We start from the raw sequence: 19,445 nt of genomic DNA on the forward strand, positions 1-19,445 counted from the left end.
GCCAATTTCAATCCATAATCAGCTTGATTACCGCCACAAGCAGCAGTCCGCCCACCAGGAGCACAACGCCGTTCATTCAGCGTCCTCCCGAGGCATATTTCCCCATGTTGATGTCCAGCACCCCTCTGGGCGGCTGGATCAGGGCGTCCTCATACTGACACTTCCACTGAATCTCTCGGCACATCTGGCCATCCGCCACGCCGTCTATGGTTTCCCCATCCTGAATGGGGTTATCATGCTCCAATATGTAAGATGCCACATTGTAGGCGTGGTTTACCACCCAGTTGGGGTCCATGCCGTGGAAGTGGTACTGGAGGTCTGGCAGGAACAGGGTACTCATGCCCACCGTGTCGATAAGCATATCCTCGGTGCCCTCAATGTTGAAGAAGCGGACATTGACGCCAAAGCGGATGAACCGGTCCGGGCCTTCAATCTGGTGAGAACGCACATCCTCCGCCAGAAACAGTTTGCCGCAGTTCTGGAAATAGAATGCCTCACAGGTGGGGTACAGCTCCGCCAGGGCCTCCAAAAAGTCGGCATCCAGGTTGGCCCGCTCCAGTGCCGGAAGCGCCGCAGCCAGCATATCGGTGGCTACCACCTGATATTTGCACTCCCGGAAGATTCTCTCCCGGTCCTCCTGACAGTCCCACATCTGGCTCATGAGAAAGGCATCAAAGCCTTTGCCCTTGAACTTGTCGCATTTCATCACCATCAGCTGCACCGGGCATTTTCCGTCCTTGAACTCTGCAATATGGTCCTGCGCGGCAAAGCCGGCCATTTTCTTATCATAACAGAAGCACTCTGCTGACCCGATGTGCTTCTCCATTACGGCAGTCATTTTTTCTTTATCCGGCATTTCTACCGGCTCTTTGAACAGCATCTGAATGAGATAGGGGTCACCGGGCTGGGGGCCTTTTTTGTCGTTCAGGTTTTGCTGGAAAGCTCTATTGCTCATTTGGTTTCCCCCTTAATAATCCAGCAGGATGGGCACCTGCTGTTCCTCGGCAAACCGCATGGCCCGCCAGAACATGGAGAAGGCAAACTTGGCCAGGGACTGAGTGTCATACTGGGTGTGTTCTGGGATGTCTGCCTTGCTGTACTGTCCATCTGCGTCTACGGTTCCGTCTACCGGGTATCCCTCCGTGTCTGCCCAGCCAAGGATGGTGTCCTCATCGGTCTGCCACGCCAGCTGGTTCAGCTTTTCCAGCTCCTTCCGTAGTCCGCCCAAAGTGGCAATCATCGTCTGATCATCGGTGGGCAGAGGGCCTTGGAACAGAAAGCTGTCGGAAAGAGGGAGCCACCAGGTAGCCCCACGAAACAGGGACCACACCCGCTCCTCGTCCGATGCAAGGCGGGCAATCAGGGGATGCTCCCCGAAGTCCCAGTCCTTCTCCACGGTGGGAGGCACCGGTTCCTCGTATGTATGACAGGCGGCTACCAGCAGCATAGCGCCGAAGGCATCCCAATCCGGCTTATCGGTGTAATAGGGCCGCTCGTTGTCCTCCGGCCATGGAGTGTAGGGCGGCTGGTTCGGCTGGGAAATGGCGGTTAAGATCTGATCTCGCCAGTCCTCCACTGCCGCCTGAACCTCGGCCGGGGACAGCTCCTCCTCGTTGTCAGCAGGTTCTCCATCCGGCGTAATCCGGTTGAAGGTATATCCGTTTTCCTCTGCCCACTGCTGAACAACAGTTTTCCAGTTGTGAGAATAGTACCGGGTCAGCGTCCCGGCATAAATGTCAAGTCCCATAAGTTTTTCTCCTTTTCTGTCTATATCATTTCATACAGCAGGGCTGTATTGCCCTGCACCAGCTCCAGGTGGGAGCGCAGCGTTTCCAGTCCGCTTTGCACCGCCTCGGTGGGCAGGTCCCAGTCCGGGGCAATTTCAGCGGCCAGTTCCGGGAGGTCCTGCTCCTGCAGAGCTGCCAGCAGTTTAGACGCCAGCTCTCCCTCCAGCAGAGCGCAGTCCAGGGTGTCCTCCGTCTGGGGCGCAGGAAAACGGACATCCAGATCCAGCTCGTACTCACACCAGTCCCAGATGAACATATAGACCGCGCCGGAGCAGTCGCCGTTGGACAGCTCCTGCCGTCGGCCGTTTTTGAGCAGATAAAAGTATGCGATCTGTGACATGGTGATTCCTCCTCACCGAAATTATGTTTCCTCTAACGAATCGATTATTTCCTGTAATTCAAAAAGAGCATCTTCTGCCTGGCGTCCTGTTTCCTCGCTCCAATACCGATTTCCACCAGCCAGCTGGTCAATCAGATTGAACATAGCAACTGCATCGGGAATAGGGATCGCTCCTGCTGCCTTCCATGCTGGTTGATTTTCAAGAAGATAGGCTTTTATTTTTCCAAACAACTGCACCTGAAATGTGTTATTACAACGCAGTTCTACCAAAAAACCGTCTTCACCTTGGACAATATCCGAAAAATTCATGCTGCACAATTCTCCTAACCCTCGTTATTCTCTGTCCATCAGCCCTTCTGCCTGCATCCGGGTCACATAGAAGGCCCGCACCCAGTCCAGCTCCTGCTCCATGGATTCCTCCAAAGCCAGCAGGCGGCGCTTTCCCAGCCTTCGATCCAGGAGAGCAAAGATGCGGACAAGAGGATTCTCGCTGACAAGGCTTTTCTCGATGCTCTGGTTGTCAAAGATACCAAACGCCTCATAGAACACCTTTTGGTCAAAGGTGCCCTGCTCCAGTGCATGAGCATGAGAAAGGTTGATTGCCTCCTTTGTGGAGTCACAGTCTTTCATGGTTGTTGACCTGAGCTGCGTGAATTTCGTCCACACATTCTCAAAATAGGTGTAGTAGTTGCTCCGCAGCACTTCCACGCCGTCCACACGAATGGCTGCCCGGCCCTCATGGTCAGCACTTTTGCTGTAACTGGTGGCAAAATACTGGATGTGACCCCGGAGTGCCGGGCACAGGTAGTCACTTTCCAGTTTGTTTCGGATTCCGCTCCAGGTTGACATAGGTACTTGCCTCCTTTCTGAACTTGCTTCGGAATTTCATATCGGCGGGCGAAAGATTTCCAATCCCATAGCCCTCAATTTCTTTATTTTAGCAATCCATCTGTTTTTCATCACGAATTGGCGGAATAGTAAAGAAACTATCATCTATCTTTATTTGGGCATAAAGCATTCCGTTTGTATAACAATATCTCTTGAATGATGGGTATCCATCCAAACTCTTTAATATCTCATCTGGTAAACATCTAAAATCATAATCTCTTAATGCTCCTGCACCAAGCAGTCTTTCTGTTCTGTAAGCGTTAATTTCCTTTGCATATTTTTGACAAAATTCATCTGGACTTTCTTCATAGAGCGCTATATCTTCCTCATCTATAGCATAATACCGGTCATATCCCACAACCCACGAAATATGAACGCAAAGTAAATACCGCTGTATTTCTGGGCAAAACCCTACCGAAAAAAATTTCTCTCTGTTGATTTTTTCATTTTCTATGCTTATTTCCTTTATGGACAGATCCATCATCATTTCACCTTTACTATCTGATTCCTTTTATCTGTGGCGGGGTTGAAAAAGTTTTTTTCAATCATGGTTTTGATTGTTCCTCCTTTCGGATCAGGATGCTTTTTCCCACGGCGTTGATGCCATACAGGTCATCCAAATGGATATGAAATCCATCCTCACGAATGGTTTCCGCCATACCAAGAGCGGCTTTCGCCAATAGAAGCAGCCCCGCCCGGTTTCCTGTTAACTCCAATTCATTTCCGTCGGCATGAGTGGTAAAGGAGAGGTGAACTTCTGGTTCCACTGGGAGGATGGGCAGTTGTTCATCATTCAGTTGAATGGTCAGCGTTTTAGTTTTCATTGCTTGTATCCTACCTTTTGAAAACTCCTCAATCAAAATCCATCCAGACCAGGTGCTTTCCGCAGTGGAGGCACTGGAACAGATAACATTGCAGATGCCCGCCATTGACGGATTCCCGGATCATTCCCTTCTGCTCCTCGTCCCACATGGGGTCGTCCAGCACCTCCTCCAGCACACCCAGTGCCCGCAGTTCTCTGGCGCCCACATAGCCCAAAAAGGCGCAGTAATCGCCACAGTGGGCCCTCCAGTATTCCTGCTGCCAGCCGGAGTAGCCGGGAGTACGGTGGATCAGCTCGTCCAGCTTCTCCGGATCGTCTACGCCATCGTCCACAGAGAAATCATCTTGAAAGCTGCCGTCATATTTCCGGGCCGCCTCGCCGCTGGCGATACACGCCGGGCACAGATATGCAATATCCTCCACTGAAAAGAACGGATTGGTATAGAAAATATGGGTCGTCTTGCCACAGCAGTCGCAGACAACGCCGTCTGCGGATTCCTCAAAAGCCCCAGTTTCCAGAGGGTTTGGGTGATACCGGAAGGCGGGCATGCCCAGCTGGGCCTGCCGTTCCTTTTCTTTCTGCTTTTCCTCCGGCGTTTTGGGCTTGGGGAGAGCATAATGATTGCCCCAGTTTTCCGCATAGTCCTTCAGCGTGCCCAGCCGCTTGAGGGTCTTTTTATCGGAACGATTTCCGATTTGGCAGAGCAGTTCATAGGCATCTTTCTTGAAGTCCAGTAGATCATACACATCCACCAGCACTTCCTTGGCCTGCTGATCCTCACTCTGCTCAAGTTCTTCCTTGAAGGTATATAGAGCGCGGACACTGTCCGGACCTTCATTGGTCGCAACAAACTGTTTTTTTAGTTCGATATAGGTTTTCTGATATTCTGTCATTAGTCGCACCTCCCATCAATCCCACCAGAAATACCAGACGGTGGACTGCCACAGGACATCTGCCAAGGAGCCAATGCTTCCATCCTCATTCTGATCCAGATCTGGGCAGAAACCATATTGCTCCACAGCCACCTCCATAGCTCTTTCCTTGGAGATTGGAGTTGGAAGTTCAAACTCCAATTCATCGTGGCTCATGGCGGCAGGAATGGCACCATGTTGCTCGAACCAGTATTTCGCCACTGCCATCAGGTCCGGTGTGTCCGGACACTCATTCCAATTTCCAAAGGGCAGGTAGGCGAAGATCTCCCAGGGGTTCTTTACCGGAATTTTAGCCAGAATGAGCGGATATGTCATTCCGGTATCATCGTTCCAATAGTTTGCGAAGCGGTCATTGGGTTCTCCGCCCTCCATCTCGCCCAGGACTTCCTCCTCCCAGTCCAGATCATCGTCCTCGGCTTCTTCCTTGCGCTGGCCGGTCAATTCCTCCAAAACCGCCTTTCCGTCCTTGACGGGAGCGGAGAGCATCTTCTTCCGGTACTCCGTTACCGTTTTGAGGTCAAATTCATAGAAGTCCGCATCATGCTCCGGATCGGCGTTCATTACCAAACACTCCAACAGCGTTTCATCATCCGCCTGGATAAGCACGGGAACAAAGCCTTCCCGTACCCCCAGCCGCTGGGCGTAGCTGTATGCTGACATGATGGGGTCATCATCTGCCATGGTCGGGAAATAGGTACACTCGCAGTCCAGATACTCCATGATGGCATGAGCCACCTCGGAAGGCTCCAGCGTGTCCTCGTCGAAGTCCTGTCCCTGCCAGTTTTCAAAGCGTTCTTCGATCACCTCTGCCATAGCCTGATAGTAGTCCTCGTCAAAGGGGATGAACAGGTAGGCTTCATCCTGGAACTCATCAGAGTGATACCGCCCCGGGCCGAAGAAGCGGAGGGCGTTGTCGTCAACATCGGCAGGATAGTAGGGGCTGTCGCCCTCTCCGTAGTAATAGCCTGCAAATGCACGGCCTTGCTGATTGAACAGCACAGAGAACAGACAGCCGTCCAGCTCATCCCGGATAAACTCCCTCAGATCCACACTGGCAGAATCATCTTTGACCTGTTTGGCCACTTCGCTGTATTCTTTCAGGAAGTCCTCGCCCATCAGGTCGTGCTCCATACACCAGCGCAGGTAGATGGCCATATGGTTATAAGCATTGATGGGGTCAATAGGCAGTTCCTTCTCCTCAATGCTCTCGATATGATAGGAAGCATCGTCCATCTCACCGTCAAAATCATCATTGGAAAGGGTGCCACGGGTGATTGCATCCTGGCGGGTGGGGTTCACCACAAAGCTGATCCCCGCCATCTTGTCCAGCAGAGCGTCTACATCATGTTCCAGTTTATAGTCCAACTCGTCCTCATAAAGCGGAATGACCTGATAGAAGTTGACCTCCTCGCCGCCCGGCAGAGTGCAGACCTCGCTGCCATCCTCCGTACCCTGGGGACCGATCAGGGTAGCAGTACACAGTTTGGTGTTGTCTGCAAATGGTTCCCGGTTTTCCACTGTATGACCATGCCCCAACCAGCTGTCACAGTTGATGGGCAGACGAGCCAAGGATTTCAGCAGGCGGATGGGCCAGTACCACTTTTCGTCTTTCATGGACTCCTGATCCAGCTTCCAGTCCGCAGGCAGGGCAATGGCCAGCTCCGCCCGCTCCAGCTTGTATTCCGCCAGTTCCTCCGGCACATTCATCCGGTGAGCACCCATACCCATGGTGACCAGGGTATAATAGTCCCGCTCCTCAGTGGGCGGCACGATGCAGATGTCCACATGGATGTCCGGGGAGACCAACTCGTGGAACACATTCTCGACCTTACCGAAATACTGCTCAATGTGACCCTCGACGGCCTCCATCTCCTCCTCTGTGTAGACTTCGGGATTACTGAATTCTTCCTCATCCTGTGTGTCATCATTGTCTGAGTGGTCGCAGCTGTCATCCTCCGGATCTCCCTTTATAGGCTCGTAACCGATCTTCAGGGTCATCTGTTCCTCTGGCAGAGAGACACCGGGGCTGCGGGTGATGGTGTGCTTATCGTCCGCAGAAAAACCGATGGTCTCACCGTCTTGCAGCGTCACATCACACGCCAGCACATAGGAGGCAAGACTTGCCAAAAAGTCCCGTAGTTCCTCCGGCTCAGCGTCGGTGTTCAACACCTCCATTTCCTCCTTGCCAAACACATCCATGCCGTAGGTGTAGCCGTTTAGGCCCCCCTCGCTCCGGTACAGGCCGAACCAAACCCAGTTGAAGATGGGCAGTTCGTCCTTTTTGAGCATATCGGCAAGGCCCTCATAGAAACGAGGCTCAAATACCACGCCGCTGGTGTAGACACCGGTGGCGTATTTCTGCTTGCAGCACACTGCCATCGCCTTGGTGAACAGCTTACCTCGTTCCAGCAGTTTTTCCTCCTCGCCCAACACAGCCACCATGATATGGGCCTTGTGCGCTGTGGCCACTTCTACGGCCTCTGGCCACATATAGTTGTTTTCGGCGTTGATCTCTGCTTCATTGTCAGGGATGTGACCGTGGAATAGTGTCACGATCAGCATCATATTGCCGACCCGCATTACCACAGCGTCATCGCTGTTCTCAACATCTTCGTCGCCCTCAGCCGGCTCATCGTCCACGATGCCCCATTCTTCCCGCAGATCTCGGATCAACTGCTCCTTGTCCCACTCTGCTTTGGAGAGGAGCACAGATCCGGCAAAGGAACCCTTATGGTCGGTTTCCTCCTCGTCGGCGTCATCCTCAAGATCCTCTGCATCTTCATCCGGATCATAGAGGGATTCATGCTCCAGTCCGCGGATAAATTCCTCAAAGCTATCTGCCAGATGGGTAATTTTATAGTCATTTTCCTGATCCACATGGACTACCGCAGGATCTCCCTGGGGACCGCAAGCTCGGTAGTCCAGGAAAATCATATCGTGTCCGGCGCTTGGACAGTCACAGATGGCCACACCGATGGCAGGATACTCCCACTCATCGATCATAAACTGGCTGCCCAGCTCTCCGCAGAGGGAGCAGCTCTTTTCTCGTCCGATGCCGAAAATGCCGGTGATGGCCACATGGTCATCTGCCCAGCAGGTAGGTTCATCGCAGGGATAGCAGGTGTTCACCGGAATGCCGCCGTTGTGCTGCTTCATCAGCCAGATGTAGGCGGCGGGCAGCTTGTAGCCCAGTTCCTCCTCCACGCTGGCGATCAGCTCATCGGAAGGCGGCTCACTGACATATTCTTTCAGTGTATACCAATTATCATCCCAGAAGTTGGTGAGGTCGAAGCCCTCAAATGGGGTATCACCGGGCACGAATTTGGCCTTCTTCTTCCAGCTGCGCTGGCGTTTCCGGATCTCCGCCTTACACTCCCGAATTACTGCCGGGGCATTTTCGTCCTCGGGGTCCAGCTCCGCCCAACGCTGGGCGTAGGGAATGGCTTTTTCCTCCTGGCCGTAGAGATACTGATAGCCGTAGGCCATCCGCATATTCCACTCCGCCTTGTCCTGGCCTTCCTCCCGGACGGACTCCAGCACCTCAATGGCCCTCAGGAGGGCTTTGTCTCCCTTGGATTTCAAAGTGCCTTCGTCATGGTCCCCAATGATGGCGTAGTTCTCCAGTGCTCGTGCCATGGCGTAGGCAATGCGGTAGTTCCGCCAGTCCTCCGGGATGGCATTCAGTGCCTGGATGCAGCGGGTGTACTCGTCCTCGTCGTTCCACTGCTCCAGCTGAGCGAAGAATGCTTCGGCGTTCTGTTGGGTATAAGGAATATAGTCCATGCCAGTAAGCGTTTCATCCAACTCGTCATCCTGATTCTCAGTTTCTGTCCCATCATCTTGTTGCTTTAGGGGTACAGAACCGGCTTCACGGCGGAAGGTGTGGAAGATGGCCCAGGGGATGTCCGTGCCTTCAAAGAACTCTTTCGCCATGTTCAGCGCCTCTCGGATGTCCCAGGCGATGAAGTCCACATAGCCGCAGTAGAGGCCGGTGGCTCCGCCGGTGAGAGTGAGCACTTCCGATCCTTCATCAGTGGTAAACACTTCTTCCAGCTTGTCCCGGAAGTCAAAGATCTTCTGGGTTCCTTCTTCCTCCCGCAGGGTATCCAGAGGATAGCAGAAGAAGCCCGCTACTGCGCCGTCGGCATGGAGATCGTCCATAAAATCATTGTCGGCATTCAGATAGCCGTTGATGAGCGGCACACAGCAGGTAGAGCCGACCATCACATCCAGCCGCCAGTCAGCGTCCGGGTCCTGGTTGGGTTCCATTTTGTAGCCAAGATAGCTCTCCAGATAGGCATTTGGATCAGTGGAGAGCTCCAGGCCCTGCTCCCGCAGTTTGTCGGGCAGCTGGGACAGGAGGAAGGACGGCTCTGCCTTGGGTTCCTCCAGCACATCAAAGCTGTCTATGTATCTCATGTGGGGGATCTCGCCCAGCACTTGGTCGGTAAGGGTAGTGAGCATCCACCAGGCCCGGCCTTCCTCCTCACGGAGCATAGGCAGCAGCTTTTCGCAGTAGGCGGAGATGGCGAAGCTGTTTTCACCCTGCTCCTCCAGCCAGATCTGCACATCATCCCCGGAGATGTCCCAGCCATTCTCAGTACGCAGACCGATGTTCTGGAGGGGCTGACGGCCCACAAGGATGTTCCAGTGCTCCAGTACCTCTTTGGGGGCGTGCTTCTGGAAGTAGACCAGTTCAAACAATTTGACCTTGTCGCCCTCTGGGGTGAGGATCAGTTCATGCTTTTCGCCGCCCACGCCCAGCTCAAAGGAGATTTCATCAAAGACCAGATTCAGGGTTTCCTGCATTTGGGCCACGAGTTCTGCGCCGCGGGTGTGATCTTTGTCCTCATCCATCATCTGGCGCAATTCTGCTTCCATCTCGGCAAAGGTTTCCCACCAGTTCTCTGTCCGCTCCCGGAAGCACTCCCAGAACTGCGGCAGAGAAATACCCTTCTTGCACCGTTCGATAAACTCTTTGGTGTCCTCGTCACCAGGGCGGGCTTCCAATGCCTTTTCAAAATATCGCAGAGCCCGGCCCTCCTGATCCAGATAAAAGTAGGAGTAACCCATGCGGAAGTTCCAGTAATAGTCGTCCTCGAAGTATTCCTCATGGGGCTTTAGCAGAGCGAGGGCCTTTTTGAGCATTTCTTTGCAAGTTGGCTTATGTGGGTCTGCCAGATTGTTATAGGCACGGGCTAACTCGCTGTCCATCTCAGGGGTACGCTCCTCGGCGGGTATGGCCTCCAGCGCATCAATAATTTTATGTTGTTTGCTCTCCTCATGCCACTTCTGGCACTGCTTCAAAATATCCATATCAGGCTCCTCCATTTCTTCTGGCTCCAATACTTCCGGCTGAAATACGCCATTCTCGTCCCTGGCAAAGGCGCAGGGGGCGGGTGTATGCAGCAGCGGGATAATATCGTGATCGTCGTTGCAGATCGTATTCAGCTTGTAGATCCCGGCATTGTTGGGGTCGTCCATGTACTCCTCACTCTCATCACCGGCGGTGAAGCGCCAGCCACTGTCCCAGTCGCCATCCGGCTTTTCCCGGTAGCAGTAGCCGACCTTGCAGCCCTCCACCGTGATACGGTTGGTGGCAATGCAGCCATCGACACCCTTCCAGTCAGGGAGCAGAGATTTTACATCCTCCGCTTTCACATGGTAGTCCCGGTTGCGGCCAGCGGCCTCGTACAGCTCCTTCCGCAGCGCCTCCACATCCCGAGCCATCTCCTGGATCTCCTCGTTGTCCATCATCTCACTGAGGTCATATTCCAGCGGATTCTGGGCAAAATCCGCCAGTGCCTTGTTCATGGCGTCATGCTCCTCTGGCGTGACGGTGATGCGGATGCGGCGGGCAGGGGTGTTGTACTCGTCCAGATCCTGAAGGTTTACACTGCCGCTGACGCTGCACTCCAGCAGGATGGCGGCCAGATCAGTGACCACATCAATGGCGAAGTGGAAGTCCATCTCCACGCCATCGGAATGTGTAAACTCCAAGTACTCCACGGTCTGGCGGAAGTCCCAGTTCTGCTTGTCCAGCCCGATCTTGGCAAAAATCTCGCTGAGGGGGATCTCCTCCTTCTTCTGGTCTTCTAAAAATGCCACAAGGTTCAGGCTGTCATCCGAGCCTCCGATAAAGTTGCCCCAGTATTTTTTGATATACATCTGTCACGCCTCCTTTTATTCCGGCCACTCATCTCCGTCACAACGGCTGATGAAGTCATAGTGCAGGCTCTCAAAATAGTCGTTGGGATAGGATTCACCGTCCTGATGAAGCTCCAGCCCCTCCAGATCCATCATCTCATTGATATATGCAAGAGTATCGTGGATACCCGCAATATGTTCGTCTTGAAGCATCTCGGCCAGCACATCTTTCTGCTCCGGTGTCAGTGCGGTGAGAAGATCATTCTTCGCCTTGTTGTTCTCCGTCTTTGGAAAGCCATCACCCTTGACCCACAGAGCCGTCATGCTGTCTTTCCGCTCCACAAGGCCGTCAATAAAAGCTTGATATAGTTCCAGTTCCTTACTCATGTTCAATCCTCCATTTCCTGGGGTTTTAGATTATAAATTGCTTTCTACAACCATTACACTGGTTTGGGTGAGTGCCATTTCCGCCCATTCAAGGATCGAGCGGAGAAAGTCAGATTCCTCTGCTGTCATATCGGGCAAACTGTCCCGGACAAGGAGCATCCAGCGTTCCCAGTCCTCTTTCCCAATCCAGTTGTCAAAGCAGAGGTCAAATTCCTCCTGTACCTCTCCATTGGTGGGGTCCTTAACCGGAAAGATTTGTTTCAGCGTGGGGATCAGCAGTTGTTCACAGTCCGGCCAGCCGATGGTGAGGATGGAGCGGTAGCAGTTCCAGTCCTCCCACTGCGGGTCATTTCCGCAGTCTGGACGAAGGGGCAAGAAGGCCAAGTGGATCTTCTCGCCACTCTGGGTGTATAGGCGGGGAGTGAGGTCGATTTGCCTTTCCCGGCTCTTAAGCGGCAAGAAGCCGTGGTAAATTGGGGCGGTCAGAGTTTCATCCTTCATTTGCTGTTCTCCATTCTATCAGTTCACATCTACCCGAATAATAGGCCGATAAAAGTCATAATCTCCGTTTAGTTCATTGTCCTCCTGCACTTCCGGCTTACAGTGGGGCGAACAGGGTAGGAAACCGAGAAATGGGCCCAGCCCACCGCAGATATTGCATCCGCCATCGCCGCCGCAGGTGGTAAGCCTATCAGCCTGCACCACTTCCCGCATATAGGGATCGTAGGCGACGGACAAGCCGAAGAAGTTGGGTTCCTCCATGTCATAGGACCGGTTCTCATCCTCATCCATGTCCTCAAACCAGTGCAGACGCATGGAGTAGTCTAACCCATCTCCCCATGGAAACAGGGTTCGACATCCGCCGCCACACAGGTAGGCCCACTCGTCCGCCGTGGGCAGGGAGAAGCTCCTGTTTTCCAGCATGGCAAGAAGCGCATCGTAGTCTGTGCGGTTATAGATACAGATCTGAAATCCATCTTCTGTCCGTTCTATGCGAGCTGACTGATGCAAGGTAAGACTGCTGCTGTCACTCCAGGCAAAATCCCGGAACTCCTTCAGCCAGTCAGGGTGGGCAGTCAGCCTGGGATCGTCCATTTTGACTGGCTCCCAGTTAATTTCCTCCAGCTCCCGGCCCACCAGCATGGGGCCAATGGCCGCTTGCCGGACGGGAGCCATGCTTTCCCGGATCATCTCTTCCGGGTTCTGCGGTTCCATCTCCCACTCCTGGAACAGATAGTCCAATTCCTCCCGGCTCTCCTGATTCAGTCCCTCGGCAAACTGCTCCCAGCCCAGGGTGACGGTATCGCCGGGGACAAAGACGAACTCCCGACCATCTTTCTTGAAGATGCCGGTGGTGCAGCTCTGGCCCCAGCGGTCAAAAGTATGTAGACCGAGAAAGGTCATATCATAACGGGCAGCCAGGCTTTCCATCAGCGTCTGCTTCTCGGTTGTATCCATTTGATTGAATTGGGGACGGGACAGTTTTTCATTCATGGCAAGTCCTCCTTCGATTCGTTTTGCGTGTTCCAGCAGATAGCTCCGACCATCCTGCTTGGCCCGTTCCAAGTATTGTGGAAGCAGGTCGGAATGGATGGCGTCCAGTGAGACCAGAACAGCGATCCGCTGGTATTCCTGTAATTCGAGGGAATAACAGTTCCGCTCCCAGAACAGCGGAGCGAACTGTTCCACACAGTCAGGACGCAGAGCAGGCATTGCCAAAAGCGCCCGCCGGCTCACATATTCATTAGGGTCCTTTGCGAAATCCAGAATTATATCCCTGACTTTCTGACTACATGAGCATTCCGGCAGATAGGCAGCAAACTGCCACTTGGCCTCATTCTCATTGGAAGCTGCGGCCCTGCGGCAGAGGCACTCAAACCATTGTGGATGGGAAGTGGTCTCCTGTATAAATCCCTCCGCTTCGTTGGCCCTGGCAATTAAATAGACCATCTCATCCAGCAGGACGCTGTCTGCCATTTCTGCATTCATTTGGGTCAACACATGGCAAAAGGCATCAAATATATCATTCCACGCAGGGTAATCGACCTCCCACGCACCGCCAATCTCCTCGGTGGTTTTTCCGGGATAAGTGATTTCCTGCCACTGATGAAATTTTCCTACCTGCTCCAGCAGGCACTCCCTGATGTCCTTTGCCATACGCTTACCTCACAATTCTCTGCACAGTTTTCCCAGTTCCAATGCCTGTTCCACAAGGTCCAGGAGCAGGCTGGAAAAATTCTCGGCAATCTCCTCCAGATCGGCATAGTCACAGTTATAGCCCCGGACTCTGCCGCTCTCCAAGTCGATAAATACGATACTCCCGTCACCCAATCCTCCGATTGGAAAGGCGGAACCGTGGTCATATTCGCTCATGTAATCCTCATAAGCCTCTTGAAAAATCGGGTAGGCTTCTTCCAACTCTTTCAGTGTGAAGATCCATGGCTCCGCCAAATAGCAGCCGCCGAAGTTCAAAAGTAGCCAGCGGTACTCTGCGGGGATGGGAGTATACCTGCTTTCAAATCGTTTCACAGCATCCTCCGGTTCTGGGCAGGTACCCTTTGTGAAGGGGCTTACTTTATAAGCAGTTTGAATTTTACTGCGGTTTTTTTCCAAATTCATGTCATGCATTGTATTTCCCTCACAGAGCATCCAGGTTTTCCTGTAAATCGCCCTGCATCAAGTGCTGGGCAATGGCTTGGTTCAGTGGCTTATGGGGGTGATAGGCTGCCTGCTCTACATCGTGCAGGCACTCCTCCATCAGTGCCTCCGGAGAAATGCCTTCCCGTTTGCCATAAAGATGGCCGAAGGCATAGCACACGGACTTGAGAAAGCCGAAAATATAGTCATGATTTCCACGCATACTGGGCAGGTCATTGAACGAGCCCATGCCGCCGTATGCCCGAAGATGGTGGGCAACCTCACGGCGCTGGGTCCAGTCCTGAATATCCCTCTCCAGCCAGTCGATCCAGTTTTGAAATTCTGGATGGTCTGCCAGAAGGATGGAGCGCAGACAGGTCAGAGCTTCGGTATAAATATCTGTCTGTTTCATCAGAACCCTCCTGATTCTTTTAACGCTCCATCATAGGTGTGGCTTTCCCAGATGGCCTCAAATTCCGCTTTTTCTATGATGCAGGCGTGGAATTCCTCGCCCCAGACATGGGCGTTCAATTCCTCCACGGTGGGGATGGGCGTGATTTCAATAGCTCCGTCGTAAAGGTCAGGGATATTGCGGGTGCGGCCATCTGCAAAGATGTCAATGGAGCGGAGAGCCAGCCGCCCATTTCCTGTATCCACTTCATAAAGGATCACCGACAGTTCTCCCTCCGGTGCGCCCTCCCAAAAGAGTTTGATGTACTCGATCATTCCATTTCCCTCATTTGAACCAATGCCACCCCGTCATGGTGCCGGTTACCTCATCTATCTGTACCGCAATATCATAATTGCCGCGACAGCCCAGCAAAGCTGTAGGATGGTCGTTTTCCAGAATCAAATCATAAAACTCAACCGCTATGTCTTGAAATTCCTTCGGAATCTCCAGTGCAGAGAAGAAATCCACTGATTGAGCATTTTGGAAAAATTCAATGGCCGTTTTACTGCATTTTACTATAATCCCTGTTTGAGTGGTCAACTCTTTCATGCTTTCACAACCTCGCTCATGTTCAGATACATCCCCATCGTTTTTTCATTGTCACAGGCCGCCCGGATCATTTTGGACAGCAGCATTAAATCGTCGATGTATTGGGAGTACACGCAGAACACATCTTCGTCGGAGTCGAAGTGAAACAGATCCACGCCGCTGTTATTTTCCTCGAACTCCTGGATCACGCCCCGGACAAGCCGCTCCCAGTCTCCGCTGTTTCCAGTCAGTCCCAACCGACGGAATTCTTCCGTCCGGAATCCGTCACTGATTTTCAGCAGAAGGGAGATCGCATAGGGGTGGTGGGGAACGAGAAAGAATGGCGCGATCTGCTCCGGCTTCACCCAGATTTTGAAAGGCGGGCGTGGATCGGGTATCCAGGGCAGCATCTCCCACTGGTCGTCCGGTCTGTTTCCGTATTGGGAAAAGTCTTTCATAGTGTTCTCCTCATTCGATGTCGTTTCGTTCTTCTTTCATATCCAGTGGAGCGCCGTCCAGGGATGTGATCTGTGCCAGCTCTGCTTCAGTCAGATTTTTCAGGAAAATGCAGTATTCGTCCGGGTGGCCTCCCACAAATTCCATTTTGGGCATCCCGATTTGCTCTGGGTCGGTGATCCACAGGCAAGGCTCTCCCGTCGCCCAAAAGCGCGTCAGGGTAAGAATTTGGCCATTGTAAATTACTGTCTGGTCCATCCTCATTTCTCCTGCATTTGCCTCAACAGCTTCACGATCCGCTCCCGGTTCTTTGCGGTTTTCATAAAGGTGGGGAGATGGTCAGCCTGAGTCATTTTCGCTTTTCCCGGTGGCTTTTCCCGCAAATCGGCACTGAGATAGTCGATCAGATAGGCAAGGTGCTCCCGGTTGAGGGCCCAGACTGGCTTACCCTGGAAGGAGGTCAAAAACCAAAGTTCCAGGCCGAAGTAAGGTTCTCGTCCATCTCTGATTTCGCCAATATATGAAAACGCCTCCGCTGTTTTATGAACTTCTCCTGACATGATTGTTCCACAGTAGGGGCAGGCCACATGGAGGACGGAAAAGTGCTGCTTTGTCGTATTTTCAATATCAACCCGATAGTATCTGCCGCAGTTTTTGCACTGGTTATGGACATCGTAGCGGTAGATCGTCCGGTCGCGGGTCTCCCGATGTCCGCAGCTCAGGCAGCGGAAATAGGCGTTCTCATCATCCGCTTTCACCACACCTGCGCCGTGGCACTTGGGGCATTTTACCTGAATGCCGGAGGTCAGGGCGTTGTATGCACTGTATGTAAAGTAGGGTTCATCAATGATTCGGCTCATGCGCCTCCACTCCTTTCAGGAAATTGCTTTCACAGCCGAAACCGAAATGGGTTCAAATCCTTTACAGTTTTGCAATCTCATCCAACCAGAAAGTATCAATTTCAGAGGTGCAGTCAAGTGTCTTTAACAGATGTTTGTATTCACTCAGATTGGGATTTTTCTTATCTGCAATGATGCGGAACATGAGAGCAATTGTGTATTCAGTTGGCTTTCTTTTCAGCGATGCGACCAATTCTTCCTCATAGCCTTCATGGTAAAACTTCTCCATAAAGCTACCCAACGGCCCAGGACCGCCAAAATCAATATTGGGAGAAGATTCAATCAGTTCCAAGATCGGTCTTACAGCATCAAAAGGTGTTTCGCACTGTTCCAGTTCATCAGTTAAATCAAAGACCGGATCTATAAACTGATATTTGTCGCCTGTGGTGGCAGCCTTGTCGATTGCCTTTTTTATCTCTTCCAACAGTTCTGTGATTCTTGTATCCATTGTTTTTTCAACCTCCTCAAAAATCTCGAAGCTCCTCAAACTTCTCAATCAGGGAATCTTTCTGGAGCGTGTCGCCTGGCAGGGCATCCAGGATACCCCGCAGGGCCATGTAAATTTCATCCCGTTCCTCGGTTTCGATAAAGCCCATCTTGTTGAAGGTCTGGGTGTAGGCGGCCACGGCTTCCAGCGCCTGGGCCTGGGCGGCCTCGCCTGGCTCAGCGGCCAGCTTCATCAGCTGGGAGCGGGTCTTGCGGTATTGATTGGCTGCCTTTTTCGCAGCGGCGGCAGGGATATGCTCCGCGCCGTCCCAGCCCCGGAAGGGATTGTCCAGATTCTGCGCCAGCCACTCTGGTTTCCGGGGCTTGGTGATCCGCAGATCCATGCCCGGCTTGCCTTTCCAGAGCTGCTTTGCCGCTTTTGCCGCCGTCTCCGGCAGGCTGGTCATCCAGAACCAGCGAAGCTCCGGCATCTGCTCCGGGGTGGGAATGTCAGCTGCGCTAAAGCCGAACAGGTCAAAGGTGGAGAGGTTCTTCAGTTCCCGAAACTCTCCCACGGCGGAGAAGTTCCCCAGGTTTCCCGGCTCGCCCCAGAGCCTCAGCTCCTTCAGGTGAGGATGGACAGCAGCCAGCCCGGTCAGATCAAAGTCCTTCAGCTCGATGCCATGCAGCCCCCGTAGATTCGGCAGTTCCGTGTGCGGGCGGTATTGCCCGATAAATTGGAGGGTCAAACCGCTGCCATCTTCGGGGGCATGGATTGCACAGGCGTCCGGCCCCTTGTTCTGGAACAGGAGTTGCTCCGTTCCCTCACACAGCCACAGTTCCTGAAGGCCAGTCATGTCCAGCATCAGCTTTCTGATGCTGGTGCCCCGCAGATCAAGTGTCCTCTGACCGTGGTTCAGCAAAGTCACTTCATCAACAAAGGGGGTTTCCCGCAAAAACTCCAGCAGATCCGGGTGCCACCGCTCGCAGATGAGTTCGGAGAGGCAGGGCAGCGCCTTTAGTTCCAGCGCCGAATCGAATGGTTCGTACTGGTCCGTCACCCGATGGCTGCTGACCTTCACCGGGATACCGCCGATCTCCGTTTGCTCGTCACTGTCCATGGCCTCCTTGAAGGCCCGCCGCCGTTCCTCCGGAATGGCCTGCCACCGGATCTGGAGATACACATCATAGCCGTCACTCCAGCCGCCGTAGGAGCGGCAGGGTTGGTCGGTGAAGGGCGGCAGTGTGCCCACCAGCGTGTACTGGGGCGGGACCTCCACCGGTACCCGCAGCAGGTGAAGGTCACGAGGCCAGTACATAAAGTCCTTGTAGAGCGGGCGGAGATGGGGCAGTTCCTCCGCAGTCAGAGGGGCGTTGCCCACCCAATCCAGAGAGAGGACCACTGCCCAAGACTCTTTGCTCACCGTGTCCGGCGGCGTAATATAGGCCACCTGGCAGGCGGTGTAGCGTTTAAGATATTGGTTATAGACTGTATAGACCTCTCCGGCGTTGGCTTTCATGGGTTTACACTCCTTTCATCCGTCTTTCTCTAAATAAAATCCCCATACGCAGTTGGAGAACTCTCCAGCAGCAAAGCGGTGGATCTGCCCATCAATCTCTACCTGCCAGACCTCGAAGGTATGGTCTTGGTGATAGATGGGGTCTTTGATTTTTACCCGCTTGCCGGTGGTTTGCCAGTCGTAGTCAAAGATGTTCACACCGAACAATTTGCATTGACCGTCCGGGCCAAAGGTTTCATATTCCCAAGCCATGTGATGCCTCACACTTCCGTGCGCTGCCAGCCGTCCAGCCGCTCATGTACCGCGTCGATCATCCAAACATCGCCCACACGCTTCATGAGGAAACGGCGGTCAAAGCCGGTATTTTTCTCTCTGGTGTAGATGTAGAGCTTGTTTTTGGTGATCTGCTCTGCGTCAAGGAATTCTTCCCCGTTGTAGGTGCCCTGGGCGCTGTATGAGAGGCCCAGAGGTCGATAGCCCGGACGGGGCTTTTCGCTCACATATTTCTCCCAGATCGTCAGCAGGCAGGGCACTGCCTCAGCACCTTCAAACCCGGCCTGCTCCATGTACTGCTCCCACTGCGTCATCTCGGCAAAGAAAGCGGACAGCACCCTGCGGCATTCCGCCGCCGCCTGCTCATCCAGCTGGACGGGCTTTTTGGCCTTTTCCCGCTGGAGCTGGAAGAAGTGTTCCATCTGCTCCTGGGTGAATTGCACATGGGCCACTGGCTCGATGCGGTTGTTGCCAGCGATGGCCAGCAGGCCCTCATAGGTAACGGCGGTATGGTCGATCTGGATGTGAGAGAGCTTGGGGATGGAGGCCGCCTGGAGCAGACCGGCATCATCCAGCCCGGTACGGTTGAGCGTCAGAAGGTCCAGCTTGCAGCCTTGCAGAGCGGACAGACTGCTGCCGTGGATGGCGGCGTTACCGTCCAGCAGCAGATAACGCAGCTTGGGCATAGCGGAAAAAACGGGGAAACAGGCGTCAGTGAGCGCACCGTCCTCCACGCCGAAGTTGGCCATGCTTTTATGTCCGGCAAAAGGGGCAAGCAGTTCATCCGTCACCGGATAGCTTTTCACATGGAAGCCCACCAGGGTGTAACCGGCCAGCTGCTCCATGATCTCTGTGGTCAGCTCCGGAATATCAAATTTCTTTTCTCCATCTAAAGTTAGGACACCGTTTTCCCAATCCGCTGTTCGGGCCCGTTTTGGTAATTCCATAGCG

23 protein-coding genes are annotated in these 19,445 nt (G+C 53.3%); all 23 read right to left on the reverse strand.

Going from position 1 to position 19,445, the window contains the following annotated elements; translation table 11 throughout:
- Positions 1-76 precede the first annotated feature (76 nt).
- Positions 77-955, reverse strand: coding sequence for a DUF4261 domain-containing protein (locus NE665_RS06400; RefSeq protein ID WP_256302492.1), 879 nt, complete (start codon positions 953-955; stop codon positions 77-79).
- A 12-nt stretch (positions 956-967) separates the two neighbouring features.
- Entirely contained in the window at positions 968-1,747 is a 780-nt protein-coding gene (locus NE665_RS06405) for a hypothetical protein (RefSeq protein ID WP_154042481.1), read from the reverse strand.
- Between the two features lie 20 nt (positions 1,748-1,767).
- Positions 1,768-2,127, reverse strand: a complete 360-nt coding sequence (locus NE665_RS06410) for a hypothetical protein (RefSeq protein ID WP_256302493.1) — start codon at positions 2,125-2,127, stop codon at positions 1,768-1,770.
- Positions 2,128-2,148: 21 nt separating this feature from the next.
- Entirely contained in the window at positions 2,149-2,436 is a 288-nt protein-coding gene (locus tag NE665_RS06415) for a hypothetical protein (protein WP_003524826.1), read from the reverse strand.
- Positions 2,437-2,460: 24 nt separating this feature from the next.
- Complete coding sequence (locus tag NE665_RS06420; RefSeq protein WP_148337435.1) at positions 2,461-2,976, reverse strand: hypothetical protein; 516 nt, start codon at positions 2,974-2,976, stop codon at positions 2,461-2,463.
- An 88-nt stretch (positions 2,977-3,064) separates the two neighbouring features.
- Positions 3,065-3,496 (reverse strand): hypothetical protein, encoded by a 432-nt coding sequence (locus NE665_RS06425; RefSeq protein WP_097784848.1) that lies wholly within the window; start codon positions 3,494-3,496, stop codon positions 3,065-3,067.
- Between the two features lie 64 nt (positions 3,497-3,560).
- Entirely contained in the window at positions 3,561-3,839 is a 279-nt protein-coding gene (locus NE665_RS06430; RefSeq protein ID WP_158358438.1) for a hypothetical protein, read from the reverse strand.
- A 28-nt stretch (positions 3,840-3,867) separates the two neighbouring features.
- Positions 3,868-4,731 (reverse strand): CbrC family protein, encoded by an 864-nt coding sequence (locus NE665_RS06435; RefSeq protein WP_256302512.1) that lies wholly within the window; start codon positions 4,729-4,731, stop codon positions 3,868-3,870.
- Between the two features lie 15 nt (positions 4,732-4,746).
- On the reverse strand, positions 4,747-10,938 hold the full coding sequence (locus tag NE665_RS06440) for a DUF2185 domain-containing protein (protein WP_256302494.1): 6,192 nt from the start codon (positions 10,936-10,938) through the stop codon (positions 4,747-4,749).
- A gap of 15 nt (positions 10,939-10,953) precedes the next feature.
- On the reverse strand, positions 10,954-11,304 hold the full coding sequence (locus tag NE665_RS06445; protein ID WP_256302495.1) for a DUF6547 family protein: 351 nt from the start codon (positions 11,302-11,304) through the stop codon (positions 10,954-10,956).
- 30 nt (positions 11,305-11,334) lie between these two features.
- Complete coding sequence (locus NE665_RS06450; protein WP_256302496.1) at positions 11,335-11,688, reverse strand: hypothetical protein; 354 nt, start codon at positions 11,686-11,688, stop codon at positions 11,335-11,337.
- 135 nt (positions 11,689-11,823) lie between these two features.
- Positions 11,824-13,461 (reverse strand): hypothetical protein, encoded by a 1,638-nt coding sequence (locus NE665_RS06455; protein ID WP_256302497.1) that lies wholly within the window; start codon positions 13,459-13,461, stop codon positions 11,824-11,826.
- Positions 13,462-13,470: 9 nt separating this feature from the next.
- A complete protein-coding gene (locus NE665_RS06460; RefSeq protein WP_347285920.1) occupies positions 13,471-13,932 on the reverse strand; it encodes an SMI1/KNR4 family protein in 462 nt (153 codons plus the stop codon).
- 10 nt (positions 13,933-13,942) lie between these two features.
- A complete protein-coding gene (locus NE665_RS06465; protein ID WP_003524810.1) occupies positions 13,943-14,353 on the reverse strand; it encodes a hypothetical protein in 411 nt (136 codons plus the stop codon).
- Positions 14,353-14,667, reverse strand: coding sequence for a hypothetical protein (locus NE665_RS06470; protein WP_242915911.1), 315 nt, complete (start codon positions 14,665-14,667; stop codon positions 14,353-14,355). Before NE665_RS06470 ends, NE665_RS06465 begins: the two co-directional genes overlap by 1 nt.
- A gap of 10 nt (positions 14,668-14,677) precedes the next feature.
- Positions 14,678-14,941 carry a hypothetical protein gene (locus tag NE665_RS06475; protein ID WP_003524806.1) on the reverse strand — a complete coding sequence of 88 codons (264 nt, stop codon included), beginning with the start codon at positions 14,939-14,941 and terminating at the stop codon, positions 14,678-14,680.
- Positions 14,938-15,378, reverse strand: coding sequence for an immunity 51 family protein (locus NE665_RS06480; protein ID WP_256302498.1), 441 nt, complete (start codon positions 15,376-15,378; stop codon positions 14,938-14,940). Before NE665_RS06480 ends, NE665_RS06475 begins: the two co-directional genes overlap by 4 nt.
- A 10-nt stretch (positions 15,379-15,388) precedes the next feature.
- On the reverse strand, positions 15,389-15,634 hold the full coding sequence (locus NE665_RS06485; protein WP_256302499.1) for a hypothetical protein: 246 nt from the start codon (positions 15,632-15,634) through the stop codon (positions 15,389-15,391).
- 2 nt (positions 15,635-15,636) lie between these two features.
- A complete protein-coding gene (locus NE665_RS06490) occupies positions 15,637-16,236 on the reverse strand; it encodes a hypothetical protein (protein WP_256302500.1) in 600 nt (199 codons plus the stop codon).
- 61 nt (positions 16,237-16,297) lie between these two features.
- A complete protein-coding gene (locus NE665_RS06495; protein WP_003524793.1) occupies positions 16,298-16,723 on the reverse strand; it encodes a hypothetical protein in 426 nt (141 codons plus the stop codon).
- Positions 16,724-16,739: 16 nt separating this feature from the next.
- Positions 16,740-18,221, reverse strand: a complete 1,482-nt coding sequence (locus NE665_RS06500; RefSeq protein WP_256302501.1) for a hypothetical protein — start codon at positions 18,219-18,221, stop codon at positions 16,740-16,742.
- Between the two features lie 15 nt (positions 18,222-18,236).
- Positions 18,237-18,473: a hypothetical protein gene (locus NE665_RS06505; RefSeq protein ID WP_002576922.1), complete on the reverse strand. Its 237-nt coding sequence runs from the start codon at positions 18,471-18,473 to the stop codon at positions 18,237-18,239.
- A gap of 8 nt (positions 18,474-18,481) precedes the next feature.
- A complete protein-coding gene (locus NE665_RS06510; RefSeq protein ID WP_256302502.1) occupies positions 18,482-19,441 on the reverse strand; it encodes an NTF2 fold immunity protein in 960 nt (319 codons plus the stop codon).
- Positions 19,442-19,445 lie beyond the last annotated feature (4 nt).

Origin of the sequence: Clostridium sp. DFI.1.208, assembly GCF_024463855.1 — a bacterium.
Taxonomy (GTDB): Bacteria; Bacillota_I; Bacilli_A; order Erysipelotrichales; family Erysipelotrichaceae; genus Clostridium_AQ.

Coding starts and splice junctions, on each gene's coding strand:
- NE665_RS06415 (WP_003524826.1), bottom strand. CDS start 2,436: ATGAATTTTTCGGATATTGTCCAAGGTGAAGACGGTTTTTTGGTAGAA.
- NE665_RS06480 (WP_256302498.1), bottom strand. CDS start 15,378: ATGAAAGACTTTTCCCAATACGGAAACAGACCGGACGACCAGTGGGAG.
- NE665_RS06405 (WP_154042481.1), bottom strand. CDS start 1,747: ATGGGACTTGACATTTATGCCGGGACGCTGACCCGGTACTATTCTCAC.
- NE665_RS06485 (WP_256302499.1), bottom strand. CDS start 15,634: ATGGACCAGACAGTAATTTACAATGGCCAAATTCTTACCCTGACGCGC.
- NE665_RS06475 (WP_003524806.1), bottom strand. CDS start 14,941: ATGAAAGAGTTGACCACTCAAACAGGGATTATAGTAAAATGCAGTAAA.
- NE665_RS06460 (WP_347285920.1), bottom strand. CDS start 13,932: ATGCATGACATGAATTTGGAAAAAAACCGCAGTAAAATTCAAACTGCT.
- NE665_RS06410 (WP_256302493.1), bottom strand. CDS start 2,127: ATGTCACAGATCGCATACTTTTATCTGCTCAAAAACGGCCGACGGCAG.
- NE665_RS06495 (WP_003524793.1), bottom strand. CDS start 16,723: ATGGATACAAGAATCACAGAACTGTTGGAAGAGATAAAAAAGGCAATC.
- NE665_RS06500 (WP_256302501.1), bottom strand. CDS start 18,221: ATGAAAGCCAACGCCGGAGAGGTCTATACAGTCTATAACCAATATCTT.
- NE665_RS06420 (WP_148337435.1), bottom strand. CDS start 2,976: ATGTCAACCTGGAGCGGAATCCGAAACAAACTGGAAAGTGACTACCTG.
- NE665_RS06505 (WP_002576922.1), bottom strand. CDS start 18,473: ATGGCTTGGGAATATGAAACCTTTGGCCCGGACGGTCAATGCAAATTG.
- NE665_RS06490 (WP_256302500.1), bottom strand. CDS start 16,236: ATGAGCCGAATCATTGATGAACCCTACTTTACATACAGTGCATACAAC.
- NE665_RS06445 (WP_256302495.1), bottom strand. CDS start 11,304: ATGAGTAAGGAACTGGAACTATATCAAGCTTTTATTGACGGCCTTGTG.
- NE665_RS06440 (WP_256302494.1), bottom strand. CDS start 10,938: ATGTATATCAAAAAATACTGGGGCAACTTTATCGGAGGCTCGGATGAC.
- NE665_RS06465 (WP_003524810.1), bottom strand. CDS start 14,353: ATGAAACAGACAGATATTTATACCGAAGCTCTGACCTGTCTGCGCTCC.
- NE665_RS06455 (WP_256302497.1), bottom strand. CDS start 13,461: ATGGCAAAGGACATCAGGGAGTGCCTGCTGGAGCAGGTAGGAAAATTT.
- NE665_RS06470 (WP_242915911.1), bottom strand. CDS start 14,667: ATGATCGAGTACATCAAACTCTTTTGGGAGGGCGCACCGGAGGGAGAA.
- NE665_RS06430 (WP_158358438.1), bottom strand. CDS start 3,839: ATGAAAACTAAAACGCTGACCATTCAACTGAATGATGAACAACTGCCC.
- NE665_RS06510 (WP_256302502.1), bottom strand. CDS start 19,441: ATGGAATTACCAAAACGGGCCCGAACAGCGGATTGGGAAAACGGTGTC.
- NE665_RS06435 (WP_256302512.1), bottom strand. CDS start 4,731: ATGACAGAATATCAGAAAACCTATATCGAACTAAAAAAACAGTTTGTT.
- NE665_RS06425 (WP_097784848.1), bottom strand. CDS start 3,496: ATGGATCTGTCCATAAAGGAAATAAGCATAGAAAATGAAAAAATCAAC.
- NE665_RS06400 (WP_256302492.1), bottom strand. CDS start 955: ATGAGCAATAGAGCTTTCCAGCAAAACCTGAACGACAAAAAAGGCCCC.